Raw genomic sequence first — 18,798 nt, forward strand, 5'->3', positions numbered from 1 at the left:
CTGTTTGTTATGCAAAAGAAATTTGTACCGGTGATGATTACACCGTTTAATCTGAAAGCACAGATTGATCACGACATGGTGGAGCAGCTGATAGACTTTTACCTGGAAGCTGGCGTGAAAGGTTTTTTCGCTAACTGTCTTTCTTCTGAAATGTACAGTATCAGTGAAGATGAGCGGCTGGAACTCACCCGCCATGTAGTCCGCTATGTGAATGGCCGGGCGCCGGTAGTGGCTACCGGGTCGTTTGGATTAACCATTCCCGACAAGGCGTTGTTCACCCAAAAGATCCATGATACAGGCGTAGATTCGGTGATCATGATCACCGGGCATTTTGCCAACATAGATGAGCCGGATGATATCCTGCTGCAAAGATTTGAGCAGCTGTTTTCGCTCACGGGAAATATCCCCCTGGGTTTGTATGAATGCCCTGCACCTTATAAAAGAGTGATAACTCCGGAGATTTTAGCTACATTACTGGCTACCAACCGGTTGATTTATCATAAAGATACGTCCTGCAGCGTGGAAAACGTAAGGGCTAAACTGGCCGTGACAGCGGGGAGCCGGCTGGAGTTCTACGATGCACACACGCCTAACGCGGTCGCCTCTATGAAAATGGGTGCGGCCGGCATGTCCTCTATCTCCGGCAATTTTTATCCGGAAATATTGGTCTGGCTATGTAACCATATCAACGATGAAAGCAAACAGGAAGATGTATCCTGGATACAGACGGAGTTGCAAAGGGTAGATCCGCTGATTCATATCGGGTATCCCTTGAGTGCCAAGTACTTTTTGCAGCTCCGGGGGCTGCCGGTGCGTACTATCAGCCGCGCGCATGCGCTGGAACTAACGCCGGAGCAGAAAGGGACCTTACAGCAGATTTATCGTGATTTCAAAGGCTGGTGCGATAGATTACAGATAAAAGAAGTGGTGACAGCTACCTTGCCTTCACATTAATTAGTTGTTATTTTTCGACAGGAAATTATGATGGCAAACGGCCAATGTGTAGTTTAGAGAAATCCTTATTCCTAATTCACATAAGAGATGTCAACCAGCCTTTATAATTCACAGCAAGACGAAAAGTTCCTGTGGGTCCGGCTCTGTGAGGGAGACCGGGATGCTTTCGGGGAAATATACCGGCGCTACTTTCCGCTGTTGTTCCGGTATTGTATCCGGTTTACAACGGATCGTAGCCTGGTAAAAGACATGTTGCAGGACTTCTTTTCACAGCTGTTCCTGCAACGTGCCGGTCTTGCCACACCTGTCAATCTGAAAAGTTACCTGCTGGTATCTGCCAGAAGAAAATTATTCCGCTACCTGGAGAAATCATCCAGACTGCCCGGCAGCCTGGATGAAGGGATGATATCACTCTTCGACCTGGAACTGTCTCCTGAAAGTATCCTGATCCACCGCCAACATACAGAGCAAGCCAACCGCCTGCTGCAACAAAAATTGAACGCACTCACGCTCCGGCAAAAAGAAGCGATCTATCTCCGTTTTTACGAAAACCTTACCTATGAGGAGATTGCGGAGATTATGGTGTTGAAAGAAGTAAAATATGCACGCACCTTAATATACCGTGCGATAGCTGAATTAAAGGAATTACTGGCACCCAATGAATCGGCCCTGATGGTCCGTTAAAAAATAATTTAAAAATAGATTGATTTTCCTGAGGGTATTTACCCGGTTCCCGACTCTTCTGATTGAATAAGGTACTTTTTTATGAACTATGGTGGATATGCTGCCGCAGATTTTGCGGCAGATGCCTCATTCCAGGCATGGGTGCTGCATGATAGAGATAAGGCTGCTTTCTGGGCGGCCTGGCAGTCAGCGCATCCGGAAAAAGAATCCGAGCTGCAGGAGGCAAGGGCAATGGTACTGGCATTCCGGTTTCGGAGTAATGAGGTAAGTATGGAAGAAATGCACGCTGTAAAAGATCAGATAGACAACCTGCTGAACGATGCCGTCATTAAAAAAAATAACGGACCACTGCGCAGTAGATGGCTATATGTCCTGGGCGCTGCAGTGGTTGCTGCCTGTGTAGTCCTGTTGGCCGTTATATGGTATGGTACCGGTAGTGCAGTCCCGGAGAAGATCATTGTACAAACCGGTTTTGGTGAAACCAAAACGGTGCAGCTACCGGATGGATCTGTGGTACAGCTCAATGCCAATTCATCCATCACCTATCCTGCCAGATGGCAGCAGGATAAAGTAAGAACAGTAACACTAAATGGAGAGGCCTATTTTAATGTATCTAAATCACCTGCGGGCCTGCATCCTAAATTCCGGGTGTTAATGCCACAGGTGACCATTGAGGTAAAAGGCACCGCTTTTAATGTATATAACCGGCACGATAACGTAAAAGTATTACTGGAAGAAGGAAAGATCGTGGTAAATGATAGTCTGCATATGCAGCCCGGCGATAGAATGTTGTTTACACCCGGCGCACACCAGCGCCTGCTGGCAGATGCAGCACAACTCACTGCGTGGAAACAACACCGCCTGGTATATCGCGACGAATCATTGATCAATGTAGCACAGCAGTTAGAAGATATTTACGGCTATCATATTCAATTCAGGAATAAAAGGATGGAAGGCCTGCTGTTCACGGGTGCTGGCCCTGCCGCTGATCCTGCGATACTATTGAAAGCTATGGCCACCGTGCATCAGCTGAAAATGACACAAAACAATTCAGTCATCATTTTTGAATAAGGTTTTTAAAATTTACAGTTATGCAAAAGAGCTTTACGAAGCTTTATGCTCCATGGAGCGCCCTGCTGCTGTTATTGTTACTGCTGACCACCCACACGGCAGCACAGCAATTAATGGTGAACAGTGGAAGTACTCCAGGGGAAGCAGAATCCATCTCCCTCCGCCAAATGCTGACCAACCTGGAAACCAGGTTGAATGTCAGCTTTAATTATTCCCCCGTACAGGTAGCCGACAAGTTCGTTGCCGCAAAACAGGCACGATTAACTGCCGGCAACCTGGAAGGGCAACTCAGTAAAATACTGACACCACTCGGATTACAGGTGGTGAAACTCAGTGAACATGATTACGCCATTCGCGCATCTGCAGTATCTAAAGTAACTGCTGCTGCGGATGTGCAGGTAAAAGGTACGGTAACAGATGAAAAAGGGAATGCTGTTCCCGGTGTTAGCGTGCATGAGAAGGGTACTTCCAATGGTACAGCTACAGATGCCGGCGGAAACTTTTCGTTGCGTGTAAGCAACAACGATGCAGTGCTGGTATTTCGCTCCGTAGGGTATCTTACAAAAGAGCAATCTGTTGCCAACGGTAATATGCAGGTAAAGTTAATAGCGGATATTCGTAGCCTGGATGATGTGGTGGTGACCGCACTCGGTATTAAACGCCAGGAAAAAGCACTGGGCTATTCTATTGCCACATTGAAAGGCGACCAGGTAAGCACCGTAAAGGAAGTAAATATTGCCAATGCTTTATCCGGTAAGGTAGCTGGTGTAAACGTCAGAAGTACGAGCTCTGATCCCGGTGGCACCTCCCTGGTGACCATTCGCGGGCAAAGTAGTCTTAGCGGCTATAATCAGCCATTATATGTAGTGGATGGTATTCCTATTGCGCCGGCGGTACGTAATCCAACACAACCGGTTGGAGAGGTAGTAGTAGATTATGGAAGCACAGTGTCTGACATCAATCCCGATGATATTGCTAATATCAGTGTACTTAAAGGGGCCAGTGCCTCTGCTTTGTATGGTTCACGCGCTATCAACGGCGTAATACTGGTAACCACTAAATCCGGTTCCGGCACAAAGAAAGGACTGGGTGTTTCCGTCAACTCCAGCATTATGCTGGACCAGCCCTGGTTATTTCCAAAGTTCCAGAATGAGTTTGGTGCCGGTGACAGGGCCGGATCTGATGAAACAATATCTGAAGCGTCCTGGGGACCCAGACTGAATGATGGATCCAAACATGTACAATGGGATAGCCCGCTGGATGCCAATGGCAATCCTATTCCTACCGACTGGGTAGCGTATCCCAACCGGCATAAAGACTTTTTCCGCACCGGTTCGACGTTTACCAACAACGTGGCGATAACTGAAAACAATAAGGATGGGAATCTGCGTCTTTCCTTCACCAACCTGAGTAACGAAGGAATTACCCCCAATACTGATCTTAAAAGAAATACACTCAATCTCGCTGCCGGTTATACCCTGCATCCAAAGGTTAGGGTGAGTACCAATATCGGCTATACGAAAAATAGTAGCGGCAACCGTCCTACTTTCAATCGGGGGAGTGTCAGCAACATTGTTTATACCACTACGCCTAATATCGATATCAAAAAACTACGTAATTACTGGTTGCCTGGTAAAGAAGGATTACAACAGTTTACACATTTGCCGGGAAGCACAGACAATCCCTACTTTGTCGCATATGAATTCACGAATGCGTACGACCGTGACCGTATCATGGGCAACGTAGAATTAAATATAGATATTACGAAAGACCTTACCCTTATGGGGCGTACCGGTATGGATCTTTATTCGGAATCCCGGGAAAGTAAACGACCATTTGGTTCGATCAATAATGAAACCGGCGCCTACGCCGTTTCAACGGAGTATTTCCGTGAACAGAATACCGACTTTCTGCTGACGTATAAAAAGCAACTCAACAAGGATTTCTTTTTCTCTTTATCAGGTGGTGCCAACCGCATGAACCAGGTAGGAAGAAGTACTTCGCAGAGTTCCGAAAGCCTGGTAATACCACAGTTATTCAATATTGCCAACGCTAAAGCTGGTACAGTTAGAAATCAATCAGGGAGGTCCACCAAACGTATTAACAGTGTGTATGGAATGGGGCAGGTCAGTTATCGTAATTACGCTTTTCTTGACCTGACGGCCAGAAACGATTGGTCCAGCACCCTGCCGACAGGTTCTAATTCCTATTTTTATCCTTCGGCGGCCTTAAGCCTGGTGGTATCAGATATGCTGAACATTAAATCCGAGGTGCTTTCTTTTGCCAAGCTGAGAGCCAGCTGGGCGCAGGTAGGTGGCGATACAGATCCTTATAACCTATATAATACGTTTAATTTCGGACAGGACTGGGATGATGTGAAACAGGCTAATATTAGCGATGTCCTGAAGAATAATCACCTTAAACCACTCATTGCTACCTCTCATGAATTTGGTGCGGATGTTAGGTTCTTAAAAGGAAGATTGGGAATAGATGTAACGTACTATAACACGGTGAACCGTAACCAGATCATTCCTATTCCCACCACATCAGCTTCCGGTTATAAAAGCATGATTGTAAATGCAGGAAAAATACAGAATAAAGGTATTGAGATCGCATTGAATGCAACGCCGGTAGCAGGACCATTCCGCTGGGATCTCCTGGTAAATTATACCCGCAACCGTAACAAAGTACTGGAGCTGGTAGATGGTATCAGCAGCTATCTGGCCGGTGGAGCAGAAGGTATACGCTTCCTGGTACAGGAAGGTTCAGAAATGGGAGACATGTATGCACAGGGTTGGGAAACGGTGCCGGATGGAGAACATAAGGGAGCACCTTTACTGGCCAGCGATGGCAGTTATCAGAAAGTGAATGATTACGTAAAGATTGGTAATTATAACCCTGACTTTTCAGTAGGTATTTCAAATACCTTCAGCTATAAAGGATTTACGCTGAATGTACTGGTCGACTGGCGCCAGGGAGGAAAATTCTTCTCTTATGTAGCCAAGAACCTGTTGAGTGATGGCCGTACACAAACAACCCTTCCGGGCCGTGATCCTAAAAACGGAGGATTGACCTGGACAGATGATGCCGGCCATCAACGTACAGATGGTATGATCCTCGATGGCTATATCGATGCCGGCAACGGTAAATATAAAAAGAATGATATCGTAACAGATCCGGAAAACTACTATGGCGAATATTATTGGAGTTTTAACGGTCGTTCTACTTTTGATGCCAGCTATGTAAAATTGAGGGAAGCTTCGCTCACCTACAACTTTTCAAAGAAAACACTGGGTAGATTGCCGCTGGGAAATTTGTCGGTATCACTGATAGCACGCAACCTGTTCACCTGGACAGCTGCGGAAGCAGGATATGATCCGGAAACGGCCATGACCATCTCGAATGGTAGTTTCTCTCCGGGAGTAACCAGCTGGGGTTTGCCTTACACCCGTTCTTTTGGTGCTAAAGTAGGTTTCAATTTCTAAACCAATAATTGTATGGTTATGCAACGCATGCCTTTAAAATATTACATACTGCTATTCGGCGTGCTTTTCGCTTCCTGTAAAAAGGGATTGGAAGAGCTCAACGTAAATCCGAATGAATCAGAAGTGATCAACCCGGAATTCCTGCTGTCATCTGTGCTGATCAAAACAGCCTATATGTACCAGGATGAAGCCTATACGAGTAAACCTGCGTCTGCAGGCCGTTACATTACAATGGTACGCAATGAGGGGGACGATAAATTTGACTGGGGCCCTCAAAGCTGGGACGATTATTACAGCCGGCTGTCTGCCAACCGTGAAATGATGGACCTGGCCATCAAACAAAATGCGCCACAATATATTGCCGTAGGTAAAGTATTGGAGGCATTTAACTTTGCCTATGTGACTGATCTCTTCGGAGATATTCCTTACAGTGAAGCCCTGTTGCTGAAAAGCCAGACACTGAGCCACCCTAAATACGACCGCCAGGAGGTGATTTATCCTGCTTTGCTGAAAACATTAAGAGAAGCCAATGATGGACTGACCAGCACCAGTGGTGACATAGATGCCAAAGCAGATGTGATGTACGGAGGGAAAGCTATTCAGTGGCGTAAGTTTGCCAACTCACTCCGGCTAAGAATGTTGCTGCGCATATCAAAAAACTATAGCGCTGCCTTTACTGAAATGCAGGAGATCCTCAATGATAAAAGTAAATATCCCATCTTTGAAAGCAATGCTGACAATGCCGAACTAAAATACCTTGGTAAGATAAGCGATGATAGCTGGCCACTATCCAATTCATTCTCCGAATTTGACAAACGTAAACCCAGTAAAGAAATCGTGGACGCACTGCTAAAACGCAAAGATCCACGGCTGCAGGTATGGATCGCTAAAGTCGATTCACTGAAAGGAGGTACCATCGATACGCTGCCCTATGTAGGTGTACCTAACGCTATTTCAGCTCCTTACGACTACAACGGCGGCGCCGATCATATATCACGCCTTTCTAAAATGTTTGCCAGCAAAAGCGATCCCATGGTAAATGCTACCATGCTTACCTATGCGGAAGTATGCTTTATTCTGGCAGAATGTGTACAGGCTGGAAAAGTAATGGTAGCAGGTAAAACAGCCGAAAACCTTTACTATGATGGCATCAACGCCAGCATGAAATATTACGGCGTTGATAAAACAGCAACAGATTCGCTTTACTACAATCAGCCACTCGTGAAATACAACGGCACGTTGGAACAACTGATTGGTCAGAAGTGGATCGCCGGATTCATTAAAACCCCGGAAGCATGGTTCGATAACCGCCGCACCGGGTTCCCGAAATTTGTATTGGGACCGCTTTCTTCTACACCTGTTTTACCTAAACGTTACATCTATCCAACCGGTGAACGTGATACCAATGAAGATCAATACCAGCAAGCGTTAACAGTATTCGGTCCTGATAAACAAACCACCCTGATGTGGTACCTGAAATAAAATATTAAATAAAGCGGGTGGCCTGTTGCTACCCGCTATTTTGTCCTGCTATTCCTTTTTTCTTTGTTAAGCCGTCTTAAATAATGAAAGGATTCCTTACTGTACTATTTTTAATTCCATTTTTTTGTAGCGCTGCCGGTTTGCAGCAGGTAACTATTGTTAGTAAAGATAAACAGATCGCTGCCCAGGTATTACAGGAAGAAGTACAACGCCGTACCGGTCTTACCTGGCCGATCAGCAACAAGATGCCGGAGAACGGCCCGGTGATTGTATTTAACAGCATCAAATGCGCACCGGAATCATATCATATCCGGACTACCATCGATAAAAAAAGACAAATCATACAAGTGGACGGTGATGGCACCCGTGGCTTGCTGTATGGCGCAGGTTACCTGCTCCGCATCATGGAGTACCGGCAGCAACAGGTAACGTTGCCGGATATACTAAATGTGGATGCCAGCCCGGAAAAGGTCGTGCGCGGGCATCAGATTGGTTATCGTCATCTCGCCAACTCCTACGATGGGTGGACGCCGGAGCAATACGAACAATACATCCGCGACCTGGCTATCTTCGGCGCCAACAGTATTGAAGCCATTCCTTTTATGCCGCCATCTCCCCATTTTCACCTGTCTTCCATGGACATGAATGCGCGTATCAGCGGCTTCTGCAAAAAATATGACCTGGACTTTTCTGTATGGACACCGGCCACTTTTGATCTGAAAGATACCGCCAAAAGAACCCATTACCTGCTGCAGTTTGATACCCTCTTCCGGCAGGCAACACGACTCGATGCTGTGTTCTTTCCCGGTGGAGATCCCGGCAATAATCCACCGCAACTGGTGATTCCCTTGCTGGAAGAATTATCCATTGCCTTAAAAAAGTATCATCCGAAAGCGCGTATCTGGTTATCGCTGCAAGGCTATAACCCGGACGAATGCGCGTTCGTTTATTCCTATATCCATCAACACATGCCGGCGTGGCTGGGCGGGATCGTAGTGGGTCCCTCCAGCCCTTCGCTGGAAGATACCAGGGCGGCATTGCCTTCCACTTATCCCATTCGCCACTACCCGGATATCACACATACGGTACGTTGTGATTACCCCGTGGTATGGTGGGATCCGGCTTTTGCCATGACGTTGGGCCGTGAACCAGTGAATCCGCAACCCTTGTACTATGCTAACATTTACCGTTTTATTGCACCGTATATGGATGGCTTTATCAGCTATTCCGATGGCGCGCATGATGACATCAATAAAATGGTCTGGAGTATGCTGGGCTGGGACAGCCGGGCAGATGTGAGAGAGATATTAATACAATACAGCAGTTTCTTTTTTGGTGCTGCCTTTCGGGAAGATGCTGCTGACGGTATTCTTGCGCTGGAAAAAAACTGGGACGGTGCTATCGCCGATAATGGCGGCATCGAAGCAACATTGCTGTTATGGCAAAAACTGGAGAAAGAACATGCGGAACTGGCTACTAACTGGCGCTGGCAAATGTGCCTGTTGAGAGCTTACTATGACGCCTATACGAGAAAACGTGCTATCCGTGAGGCCGCACTGGAAACCGCTGTCAATCGTACACTATTGGAAGGAGGTGATGCAATTGGCCGCGCAGAAAAAATACTGAAACAGGCAGATGAAGTCATCATGCCGCAATGGCGGAATCGTATCGTTGCATTATGTGATGCACTTTTCAAATCAGTCGCCCTGCAAACCAGTGTCGCCAAATACCAGGCTGCCGGGCCGGAAAGAGGTGCAGTACTGGATTTCCTCGACAGACCGTTGAATAACCGCTGGTGGCTGGAGGACAAGTTCCGTTATATTCGTACACTACCGGAAACGGCACAACGAAAAGCGCTGGATACTATTGCCCGCTGGGAAAATCCCGGACCGGGAAGTTATTATGATGCAGTTGGCAATATTTCCAAATCGCCGCACGTAGTGCGTACAGAAGATCTGCACACCGATCCGTTGGTGCGCAGGAGTGATGCCCCCGGCTTCGACTGGTGGGAGAGTGGCTATAGCCGTAAAAGACTTTCCTGGATGGTAAGTCTGCGCTGGCCTTCTGCTATGCGCTACGACCACCTGGATACCACGGCGCAATATGTGATCCGTGTAACCGGTTATGGGGAAAGCCTGTTGCGTGCCAATGGCGTAAGACTTACTCCGGGCTTATATAACAAAGGCATTGGAGAAGGGAAAGAATTCGCGGTACCTCCGGCGCTGAGTAAAACCGGTACTCTTTTACTTACGTGGGATAGTATAGATGAAGAACACCTCAACTGGCGCCAACATTCAAGGGTCACCGAAGTGTGGCTGATTAAATTATAAAACTATCGGAATGAAGAAATTAACGAACCTGGCAGCAGCTCTGCTGCTGTCGTGTGCCACCTATGCCACGTCCGACCAGCCTTTTACACAGGCGGTATCTGTTAAGTATCATGTTCCGGCAGGGCTGCAGTTACTTAAAGTCATCACAGACTACAACGACAATGTACAGGTACTCACTTCACAGGGATTTTATCGCCTCAGTGGAAACGACCTGGTACGGGATCTTCGCTTTCGGCCACTGGCGCAGAAAGTACCGGTGGATGTAACCACGCAGGAAACCAGCGGACACCTGTATTATCTGTATCCGGATAAATGCCTGACCAATGGTTACGCAGGTGTGCCTTATATCAATTTGCCGTTGAATAAATTCAACCGCGTGGTGGTAGATGCTGCCGGTCGTATGCTATTATCCGGTAACAATGCCCTGGCGATTGGGCATAACAGTCAACTGCAGGAATTACCTCTCATCACGGAGGGTGTTCAAAGTATGGCTGCCAATGGAGGGGAGTTCTTTATCCTGAGTGCCAAAGCAGTATATCGTTTTGATGGAACACAGTTTGTTCGGGTTCATGCCGTCAATGGTGCTACTGCCATGGCTTTCAACGGAAATGATATTATACTGGGTACTGCTAATGGTTATTACGGCATTAACCGCCGCACAGGTGATACGAGTTTGTCTCTGCAGGTACGTGTACCCGTTCCCGATATACGCGCGTTGCTGGTAGTGAATGGACATCTCTGGGCAGGCACCCCGGAAGGGGCTTTCATGAAAACCGATGCCGGCAGCTACCGCTACTTCGCCTCCCGCCGCTGGCTGGATCAGGACGTGGTAAAAGACATGGCTGCGGATAGTAACGGTGACGTATATATCCTCACTGCCACCGGTCTCAATAAAATTGCATTTACCCAACAAACGCTTGCACAGAAAGCTGCTTATTTCGAACGCAAAATCCGGGAACGCCATATCCGCTATGGCTTCATCGCTAATCTGCAGCTGAACCCGCCCGGAGACATCGCCTCCGCTGAAATGGCGGATACAGATAACGATGGTTTGTGGAGCAGCTTTTATCTCGGCAGCCAGGCTTTCCGTTATGCAGTAACGCATGAAGCGGTTGCTAAACGCTATGCCTGGGAGGCTTTTGAAGCGTTTGAAAGAATACTGTCTATCAACCAGCTGAAAGGATTTCCTTCCCGCACATTTGAAAGAAAAGGCTACAAAAACTCTGATCCTGAAAGGTGGCGTGATTCTCCCGATCCGGAATGGGAGTGGAAAGGACATACCAGCAGCGATGAGTATGTGGCCTATATCTGGGTAGCTGCCATCCTGCATGAAATGGTAGCAGAAACGCCGGAAGAAAAACAACGGGTCACTGCTTTCATTGATAAAATCATGACTCATATCCTCGACCATAAATACACCCTGGTGGATATCGATAATAAGCCTACGCTGTGGGCCCGCTGGGGACCGGAATATATCAACTGGTATCCGGTTACCATTGGCGACCGCAGACTGGGCAGTACCACCATCATGGCCGGACTGCAGTTAGCCTACGCACTCACGGGAAAGGAACGATATAAGACCGAAGCCTATAAGCTCATTAACAAGTACGGCTATCTGAAAAATATCCTCATCGACTACCGCACTATTAAACCTACACCCGGCTATCTGCACCTGGGCATAGATATGGGCATGGGTGACTGGAATCACTCCGATGATGAAATGGCTTTTTTGACCTACTGGGTGTTGTACAATTATGCATTTACTGATGAATTGAAACAGCAATACAAGGGCGCTATCCGCAATCACTGGGAAGTAGAACGCCCGGAGAAAAATGCGCTGTGGAACCTTATCACGCTGGCTACAGCCGGTGAACAGGACGCTGCAGCTACCACATGGTGGCTACAAACTTTCCCGATGGACCTGGTTACCTGGACCATCAAAAATTCCAACCGGAAAGATATTACCCTGCTGCCACCCAACTTCCGCCATCAGGCTACGGAAGTACTGCTGCCCTTGGATGAACTGCCGGTGCACCGGCACAACGCCAATGCCTTTACACTGGATGGTGGTCATGAAGGGGAGTCGGAACTAGCCGGCGATGAATTCCTGCTGCCATATTGGATGGCACGCTACCTGAAAGTGTTGGAGTAGATCACGCAAAAATAATAGTACAAAGCCGCTATCATCATCCGATGATAGCGGCTTTGTTTTTAAGAAGGTGCGTGGCTATCAAAATTATTATGGAGCTGATAAATCATATTATTCTCTTTATAAGCCCAACTGTGCCAGCTTTGCCATCAGAAATTTACCTCCCGTTTCTTCCAATCCGTTCCACTATCCGTATCCCTTTTTCAATTGCCTGCGGGGAGCGATGTTTCACATTGTCCAGCACCGTCACTTTTACCGGCGATACGCCGCAGAATTTTAAGGTGGCGGTTTTCATGGCACGAATGCCTGCTTTGCTATATACGAGGCGGTTGTACCATACCGGCGCATCCATGGTAGTGATAATACGTCCTGATTTATGTTTGAGCAGTTTATCCCACATTGTGGATTTTTCCCGGTACTTAAATGTTTTTCCTGGCAGAAATACCCTGTCAATAAAGCCTTTGAGCAATGCCGGCATGGTGCCCCACCAGGTAGGATAGACCCATACCAGGTGATCTGCTGCCTGTATCTGTTCCCAGGCAGTTTCCAGGTCAGGCTCCCAGGTGGTTCTTTCCCGGTATCCATGACGGAGGTTGAGGTCAAACTTTAAATCATGTAAATGTATCAGCTGTGTGTGATGTCCTGCGGAAAGTGCTGCCTGCTGATAGGCGGTGGCTAAAGCGCTGCAATAACTGCCCGGATGCGGGTTTCCCTGTATAATCAATATCCTTTTCATACTATATGTCTGTTACGGCACGAAATTGCCGTATATATCAAAGGCATTATTTGATATAAATCAAATAGTGGGATCAGTAATAGTATACATCGCTTAATACCTGCTGCGCAGGCGGCTGAGGGTTTCCTGAGTAATGCCCAGGTAAGAGGCCACATAGCCCAATGGTGCACGTTGCAGTAACTCAGGTTGTGTGGCCAGCAGTGTTTGATAACGTTGTTCGGAAGATTGCAGCCGGATGGCTTTCAACTCTTTTTCCTGATCCAGGTAGTAGTGGGTAATCATGATACGGCCTAATCTTTCCAGTTCATGATGGGCATCGTACAAGGCTTCCAGTGCGGCAAATTCTATATAAAACAGCTCACTGTCTTCCAGTGTTTCTATACCATAAAATGCAGGTTCATTCGATAACAGGCTGCCCATGGCACAAACCACGCAGCGCGGGGTGCCAAAAGAAGAGGTGACTTCTTTGTCGTTGTGCGTATAATAGGCTCGTACCAGTCCTTTGTGGACAATGAAAATATGCTGTGCCGGCCTGTTTTGTTGCTGTATAATTGTTTTTTTAGGAAAATGTTCCAGGTATAAACAACTCTTTAAGGCAGTTTGTGCAGTAAGAGATAATGGGGTGATGGTGGTGAAATATTCTATGAGTGCTTGAACAGGCATATGAAAAATGAATAAAAAGCGAAGGTAGGATAATGTGGGGGATGGAATGATATGATTTAAATTTCATATTAGGAGGTAGTTACTTTGCTCCTCTGCGCCACCATTTTTTCCTAAGTGTTTTCCCGTATTTTGCGCATTACGTATTTGTCCCGGATGCTCCCTTTGTGTTTTTGTTAAGTAAGATGATAACCGCTCCTATACTGCATTTATCTCCGGTCTGTATCAAAAGGAATCCTGACTTCCAACGGTTACCATAATAAAATTAATTTTAACAGATTTTGTATTTTAATTTATTTTGTATAGTTTCATGTCTGGAAATATTTAGCACCCCAAAGCCCCAATGTATCGGCGATTTAGATTTTTTAAATAGTAACTCCAAAAAAAATCACAAGGAAAATGGTCTCGTCACACTAACGAACTTCTACAAGAAGTTACTTTTTGCAGTTGAATTATTTGCCGCTTTGCCGCGTTGCAGCTGAGATTCACTGTCATTACTGGTTATATTCTGTGTAATTCGGTCTGTGCAGTTCTACAAGTCTTCATTATGCATTCGCGTAGTGTGTCTTCCTATTGGCGACTACCTGCGTATGAAAATTTGTTGCCCCTAAATACAACATATTTTATGATTGATCTATTGCTTGCAGAGATGGTAGCAAAGCTAAATCTCTATTTTAGTCTGCGATCGAAAGGTGGCCCTGCTGATCTCTTCGAATGCGTGATTGGAGACGTATCTATCCACGATAAAAGTGCAGAAGGTGGCGGAGAAGAATTGTTTCACGATAAAGTGATTTTGACACTGGTATCTGTGGAAGAAGAGAATGCCATGAGAAACAATTATCCGCTCCGCGAAATCGGTACCAGTTTCGTCAGGGAAAAGAGTGCCGTATACATTAATGCATTCCTGCTTTTTTCTGCGAAGTACGATTCATACGTTACCAGCATGCAGGCCATCAGCCAGGTAATCAGCTGCTTTCAGTCGGCCCGGCGCCTCGTCATTTCGGTGAATGGAGACGCCCAGGAAGCAGTACTGAATCTGCACAACCTTGGCTTCGAAAATCTCAATAATCTCTGGACGGTAATGGGAGGCAGATACCTGCCCTCTGTCATCTATAAAGCACGCGTATTAATGTTCCAACAGGCACCACCAATCAGTGGTTCGCTGATTACTGACATACATGGAGATGAAACTGTTTAAATAATGTTACACTTCAAATACACCCCACTGGTTTCGCTTGAGGTAAAACATGCATACTATAGTAATGCACATGCTACAGATGCTGTTTTTACACCGCTGCCTTCTGCATTGGCTGTCATGGATGCATACGGCATGAAATTCCGCCAGACAGATGGTAATCTGCGCATCTATCTGAAACGCGATGAAGCAGGAGATCCTTTTATAAAACTGGATACTGTTATCGATCTGTATTTCGGTGTGCAAATAAAAACAGACCTGTTGAATATCACCAACAGCTTCGGAAAAGGACGGTATTGGTTTTCTAATCTCAAAGAAGATGGTACGTATCAGCAGCAGTTGATTTTAACTGCCGTCAATGAATTACCTGATATCGCCGGTCAGCAAACCATGCTCAATTTTCCCATTGGTACGGTGGATGCAGTAACGTTGAAACGCCCTGCTGCCACCGCCGGAGGATGGATAGATGTAGGTACGGAAGCTGTGGATAAGTTGAGTGGCGCGGTAAAAATAACTGTGCAGCAACCTGGTTTGTACCTGTTGGAAAAACAGCTGACAGGTGGTGGTACCGCCAATATGAAAATGGTGTTGAGTGATGAATTGTTGAAGCAAAGCAACAACTGGGCGGTCCTTCATCTGCAATTAAAACCTGGTGACGACAACCTGGTATTTACACTCACACTCGGTGCACGTTCTTCCAAGTGGCAATACTACCTGATAGAACCATTTGATCGCGGTGGTGCCACCGTAGATCCTGCCAAACTCACGATTGCCTACAGCGTATCGGGTTCTTCCCGTTATCCGCCTGGTGTGGGCATCGTCAAAAGAGCACCTACTCCCACAGAAAAAACATATATCGATGGACTCAAAGCCGATGGGAAAATAAAAGAAGTACATCTCTTTGAATCACTGATCCCCATTGTGTTAGCCGATGGTGAACAGCCCATTGTAAAACTGAATAAAGATTTAGGCGGAGAAGTAGGACATATCGCAATTCCGGATAGAAGCATGAAAAATACAACTATCATTTATAAACTCTAAATGCAAATAACATGGCAGCCTTGCTAGATTTAAGAATGCCTGGCGTCTACACCCAGGAAATTTCTACACTCCCCCCAACGGTGGGCGTCATCCCCAGCGCCGTACCGGTTTTCGTTGGTTATACCCAGAAAGCGGAGAAGAAGGGAGACAACCTGCGCGGAAAACCCACCAGGATCAAGTCGATGAAAGAATATGAAGACTTGTTCGGAAGTGCACCGCTACAGCACATTGATGTCACCATTGATGAAAGCACCGGTCAGCCGGAGGTGAAGGTGACAGAGCCTACGGACTTTAAATTCAAAATGTATCATTCCCTGTTATTCTATTATGCTAACGGCGGTGGCCCATGCTACATCCTGTCTGTTGGCGGATATGATACAGATCCGGCTCCGGATGATATCAAAAATGCGATCGCCGCACTGACAAAAGTCCAGGAAGTAACGATCCTCGTTTTCCCCGATGGTACCTCCCTTGATGAAACTGAATACAAAGGAGTGATCGAAGTGGCTTTACAACATTGCAGCAAAATGAAAGACCGTGTAACGGTAATCGATCTGCATGATGTAAACGGTGATGACCTTACCGCTATTGAGAACGGCTTCCAGACCAATATGCCGAGCGATATTGAATATAAGAAATACGGGATGGCTTACTATCCTTACATCAAAACGATCTTCAGCTATAACTACGCAGAAGCAGATGTAGTGGTGAAATCCCATATACAGGCAATACCTGGCGACACGGGTACGGTATCTGACCTCAAGGCAAAAGCTGCTGCCTATCTCGCTGCCACAACCGCATTGCCTGCTGCGGTAGCTAAAGTGGATGGATTGACCGCTGATAAAAAAGTGCTCACCTATCTGAAAACTGCCCTGGACGCATATAAGACCGCAACTCCTGCGGCTACTGATGCTGACCTGGTAGTACAACTCAAGAAAATCTCAAAGGATTCAGGAAATCCGCTGCCAACGGACGTTGGAAAAGACGTGGATAAGCCAGGTGCAGCTCCTCAGACTATCCTGAACACTGCACTGACTACTTTGCAAACAGCGCTGGATACTGCTAATACCGCAGTAACTACTGCACAGGGAACGCTGACAACTACGCTCGCAGCATTAAAAGCAGCGGTGAAAGCCATCGGAAATGGCGTGAGCATTCCGCTGACAAACTTCAGCCTCGAGGTTATCAAGGATGCGAACAACCTCATCTACGGTAAGATCAAGGATGCTATTTCAAATTTAGCTGTAACACTGCCTCCATGCGGCGCTATCGCTGGTATCTATGTACGCACAGATGCCAACGCCGGTGTATGGAAAGCACCTGCCAACGTGAGTGTTTTCGGTGGTATCAGACCAGCGCTGGACATCGATGATGACCTGCATGCCAATCTGAATGCGCCTTCCAATGGTAAAGCCATCAACGCCATCCGCACCTATCCGGGCCGTGGTCTGTTGGTATATGGTGCCAGAACATTGGCCGGCAACGATCTCGAATGGAGATATGTAAATGTGCGCCGCACTTTCTGCTTCATAGAAGATTCTGTGGCTATCGCCATGCAGGACTTCGTATTTGAGCCCAATAATGAACAAACCTGGATCAAGGTCCGCGCCATGATCAAGAGTTTCCTCAACAGGCTCTGGAAAGCCGGCGGCCTTTATGGCAATACTCCCGCCGATGCATACGAAGTGATTTGCAGCGCACCAGAATCCATGAGCGATGACGATGTACTCAATGGTATCATGCGCATCTTCATCAAGGTGGCAGTAGCAAGACCAGCAGAATTCATCGTATTGCAGTACGAACACAAGTTCGAACTGGTCGAATCTTAACGGTAAATTTTTAAAAGCATTTAAACTTTTATAGCAAATGGCAAAGAGTTATCCTTTCCCGAAATTCTATTTCAAGGTTTCCCGCCCGGAGCAGGAATTTAACAGTGTAGACCAGATCGGCTTCACAGAAGTGAGCGGATTGGACTACCAGGTAGACCTGATAGAATACCGACATGGTAATGATCCCAATTTCTCCAAGATCAAAATGCCAGGGCTCCGCAAGTTCGCGAATGTAACCCTCAAAAAAGGACTCATCCAGGGATTCAAAGATGCGAATGCAGAATTCTTCAGCTGGATAGGTGATGGCGGAAAACCAGGTTCTGTACGCAAAAGAGTTGACTATCGTAAAAACATTGTGATTACCCTCAACGATGAAGAAGGCAATCCGGTAGTCGCCTGGACATTGACCAACGCTTTCCCGGTGAAAGTAGCTTTCACAGACATGAAAGCGGATGCCAATGAAGTTGCGGTAGAAACACTGGAACTGGCGATTGAGGATTTGACAGTAGAATATAAATAAATAGTATGCCGGTAATAGGAAATAATTATCCGCCAGCGGGTTTTTACTTCAAAGTCGTGATTGATGGTATGCCCGACAGCGATTCGGAATTCCAGGAGCTGTCAGGGCTTTCCATGAGCATGGAAACACAATCCGTCAAGGAAGCAGGCGAAAACCGTTTTACGCATCAGCTCCCGCTGCCTGCACGCGCGGAGCCATTGGTGCTGAAACGTGGACTGAAAGTCAGTTCACCGCTGGTAGAGTGGTGTCGTAAAGCGATTGAAGACTTTAGTTTTTCGCCGAAAAGTCTGCACATATTCCTGCTGGATGTGGAAGGCGGCAGCCAGGGAAGCCCTAAGCCACTCATGGCCTGGCACCTGGTAAATGCTTATCCTACCAAATGGGAAATCAGTGGATTCAATGCGCAAAACAGCGACATCGCTGTAGAAACGATACAGATCAACTACAATTATTTCACTAAATCTTCCTAAATCATTTTCATCATGCCCATTATTATAAAGGAACTGCTGGTGAAGGCCAATGTTACGGCCACTAATCCCAATGCTGCCGGAAACCCGGTAGCAGCCCCGCAGGCAGGGGTTTCCGAGGCGGTGAAATTAAGCATCATCGAAGAGGCAGTGCAACAGGTGATGGAAATTTTAGAACGACAAAAAGATCGCTGA

At 46.7% G+C, this 18,798-nt stretch carries 15 protein-coding genes; 13 read left to right on the plus strand and 2 right to left on the minus strand.

What is annotated here, in order from left to right; all coding sequences use genetic code 11:
- Positions 1 to 9 precede the first annotated feature (9 nt).
- From AB4Z08_RS15940 to AB4Z08_RS15970, 7 genes are all read left to right on the plus strand, one after another.
- Complete coding sequence (locus AB4Z08_RS15940) at positions 10 to 954, plus strand: dihydrodipicolinate synthase family protein (protein ID WP_441574751.1); 945 nt, start codon at positions 10 to 12, stop codon at positions 952 to 954.
- An 87-nt stretch (positions 955 to 1,041) separates the two neighbouring features.
- Complete coding sequence (locus AB4Z08_RS15945; RefSeq protein ID WP_441574752.1) at positions 1,042 to 1,638, plus strand: RNA polymerase sigma factor; 597 nt, start codon at positions 1,042 to 1,044, stop codon at positions 1,636 to 1,638.
- An 81-nt stretch (positions 1,639 to 1,719) separates the two neighbouring features.
- Entirely contained in the window at positions 1,720 to 2,709 is a 990-nt protein-coding gene (locus tag AB4Z08_RS15950; protein ID WP_441574753.1) for a FecR family protein, read from the plus strand.
- 20 nt (positions 2,710 to 2,729) lie between these two features.
- Positions 2,730 to 6,194: a SusC/RagA family TonB-linked outer membrane protein gene (locus AB4Z08_RS15955; protein ID WP_441574754.1), complete on the plus strand. Its 3,465-nt coding sequence runs from the start codon at positions 2,730 to 2,732 to the stop codon at positions 6,192 to 6,194.
- 18 nt (positions 6,195 to 6,212) lie between these two features.
- Positions 6,213 to 7,676: a SusD/RagB family nutrient-binding outer membrane lipoprotein gene (locus AB4Z08_RS15960; protein WP_441574755.1), complete on the plus strand. Its 1,464-nt coding sequence runs from the start codon at positions 6,213 to 6,215 to the stop codon at positions 7,674 to 7,676.
- Positions 7,677 to 7,759: 83 nt separating this feature from the next.
- Positions 7,760 to 10,006: a hypothetical protein gene (locus AB4Z08_RS15965; RefSeq protein WP_441574756.1), complete on the plus strand. Its 2,247-nt coding sequence runs from the start codon at positions 7,760 to 7,762 to the stop codon at positions 10,004 to 10,006.
- A 10-nt stretch (positions 10,007 to 10,016) separates the two neighbouring features.
- A complete protein-coding gene (locus AB4Z08_RS15970) occupies positions 10,017 to 12,158 on the plus strand; it encodes a hypothetical protein (RefSeq protein ID WP_441574757.1) in 2,142 nt (713 codons plus the stop codon).
- Between the two features lie 154 nt (positions 12,159 to 12,312).
- Here the strand turns inward: AB4Z08_RS15970 and AB4Z08_RS15975 are convergent, their stop codons facing one another.
- Complete coding sequence (locus tag AB4Z08_RS15975) at positions 12,313 to 12,891, minus strand: NAD(P)H-dependent oxidoreductase (RefSeq protein ID WP_441574758.1); 579 nt, start codon at positions 12,889 to 12,891, stop codon at positions 12,313 to 12,315.
- A gap of 93 nt (positions 12,892 to 12,984) precedes the next feature.
- Positions 12,985 to 13,554, minus strand: a complete 570-nt coding sequence (locus tag AB4Z08_RS15980; protein WP_441574759.1) for a Crp/Fnr family transcriptional regulator — start codon at positions 13,552 to 13,554, stop codon at positions 12,985 to 12,987.
- Between the two features lie 622 nt (positions 13,555 to 14,176).
- Between AB4Z08_RS15980 and AB4Z08_RS15985 the strand changes: the two genes are divergently transcribed.
- The 6 genes from AB4Z08_RS15985 to AB4Z08_RS16010 are packed head-to-tail and all read left to right on the plus strand — an operon-like array spanning position 14,177 to position 18,798.
- Positions 14,177 to 14,749 (plus strand): DUF4255 domain-containing protein, encoded by a 573-nt coding sequence (locus AB4Z08_RS15985; RefSeq protein ID WP_441574760.1) that lies wholly within the window; start codon positions 14,177 to 14,179, stop codon positions 14,747 to 14,749.
- 3 nt (positions 14,750 to 14,752) lie between these two features.
- Entirely contained in the window at positions 14,753 to 15,787 is a 1,035-nt protein-coding gene (locus AB4Z08_RS15990; protein ID WP_441574761.1) for a hypothetical protein, read from the plus strand.
- An 11-nt stretch (positions 15,788 to 15,798) separates the two neighbouring features.
- On the plus strand, positions 15,799 to 17,616 hold the full coding sequence (locus tag AB4Z08_RS15995; RefSeq protein ID WP_441574762.1) for a phage tail sheath family protein: 1,818 nt from the start codon (positions 15,799 to 15,801) through the stop codon (positions 17,614 to 17,616).
- 37 nt (positions 17,617 to 17,653) lie between these two features.
- Positions 17,654 to 18,136 (plus strand): phage tail protein, encoded by a 483-nt coding sequence (locus AB4Z08_RS16000; protein ID WP_133809455.1) that lies wholly within the window; start codon positions 17,654 to 17,656, stop codon positions 18,134 to 18,136.
- Positions 18,137 to 18,141: 5 nt separating this feature from the next.
- Positions 18,142 to 18,606 (plus strand): phage tail protein, encoded by a 465-nt coding sequence (locus AB4Z08_RS16005; RefSeq protein ID WP_208116168.1) that lies wholly within the window; start codon positions 18,142 to 18,144, stop codon positions 18,604 to 18,606.
- Positions 18,607 to 18,618: 12 nt separating this feature from the next.
- Positions 18,619 to 18,798 (plus strand): DUF5908 family protein, encoded by a 180-nt coding sequence (locus AB4Z08_RS16010; RefSeq protein WP_441574763.1) that lies wholly within the window; start codon positions 18,619 to 18,621, stop codon positions 18,796 to 18,798.

The sequence above is a fragment of the Chitinophaga sp. RAB17 genome, from assembly GCF_052114225.1.
Classification (GTDB): Bacteria; Bacteroidota; Bacteroidia; order Chitinophagales; family Chitinophagaceae; genus Chitinophaga.

Bases quoted from the DNA above. Each gene is read 5' to 3' on its own strand.
- AB4Z08_RS15975 (WP_441574758.1), bottom strand. From the start codon at position 12,891: ATGAAAAGGATATTGATTATACAGGGAAACCCGCATCCGGGCAGTTAT.
- AB4Z08_RS15950 (WP_441574753.1), top strand. From the start codon at position 1,720: ATGAACTATGGTGGATATGCTGCCGCAGATTTTGCGGCAGATGCCTCA.
- AB4Z08_RS16005 (WP_208116168.1), top strand. From the start codon at position 18,142: ATGCCGGTAATAGGAAATAATTATCCGCCAGCGGGTTTTTACTTCAAA.
- AB4Z08_RS16010 (WP_441574763.1), top strand. From the start codon at position 18,619: ATGCCCATTATTATAAAGGAACTGCTGGTGAAGGCCAATGTTACGGCC.
- AB4Z08_RS15980 (WP_441574759.1), bottom strand. From the start codon at position 13,554: ATGCCTGTTCAAGCACTCATAGAATATTTCACCACCATCACCCCATTA.
- AB4Z08_RS15940 (WP_441574751.1), top strand. From the start codon at position 10: ATGCAAAAGAAATTTGTACCGGTGATGATTACACCGTTTAATCTGAAA.
- AB4Z08_RS15990 (WP_441574761.1), top strand. From the start codon at position 14,753: ATGTTACACTTCAAATACACCCCACTGGTTTCGCTTGAGGTAAAACAT.
- AB4Z08_RS15970 (WP_441574757.1), top strand. From the start codon at position 10,017: ATGAAGAAATTAACGAACCTGGCAGCAGCTCTGCTGCTGTCGTGTGCC.
- AB4Z08_RS15960 (WP_441574755.1), top strand. From the start codon at position 6,213: ATGCAACGCATGCCTTTAAAATATTACATACTGCTATTCGGCGTGCTT.
- AB4Z08_RS16000 (WP_133809455.1), top strand. From the start codon at position 17,654: ATGGCAAAGAGTTATCCTTTCCCGAAATTCTATTTCAAGGTTTCCCGC.
- AB4Z08_RS15985 (WP_441574760.1), top strand. From the start codon at position 14,177: ATGATTGATCTATTGCTTGCAGAGATGGTAGCAAAGCTAAATCTCTAT.
- AB4Z08_RS15995 (WP_441574762.1), top strand. From the start codon at position 15,799: ATGGCAGCCTTGCTAGATTTAAGAATGCCTGGCGTCTACACCCAGGAA.
- AB4Z08_RS15955 (WP_441574754.1), top strand. From the start codon at position 2,730: ATGCAAAAGAGCTTTACGAAGCTTTATGCTCCATGGAGCGCCCTGCTG.
- AB4Z08_RS15965 (WP_441574756.1), top strand. From the start codon at position 7,760: ATGAAAGGATTCCTTACTGTACTATTTTTAATTCCATTTTTTTGTAGC.
- AB4Z08_RS15945 (WP_441574752.1), top strand. From the start codon at position 1,042: ATGTCAACCAGCCTTTATAATTCACAGCAAGACGAAAAGTTCCTGTGG.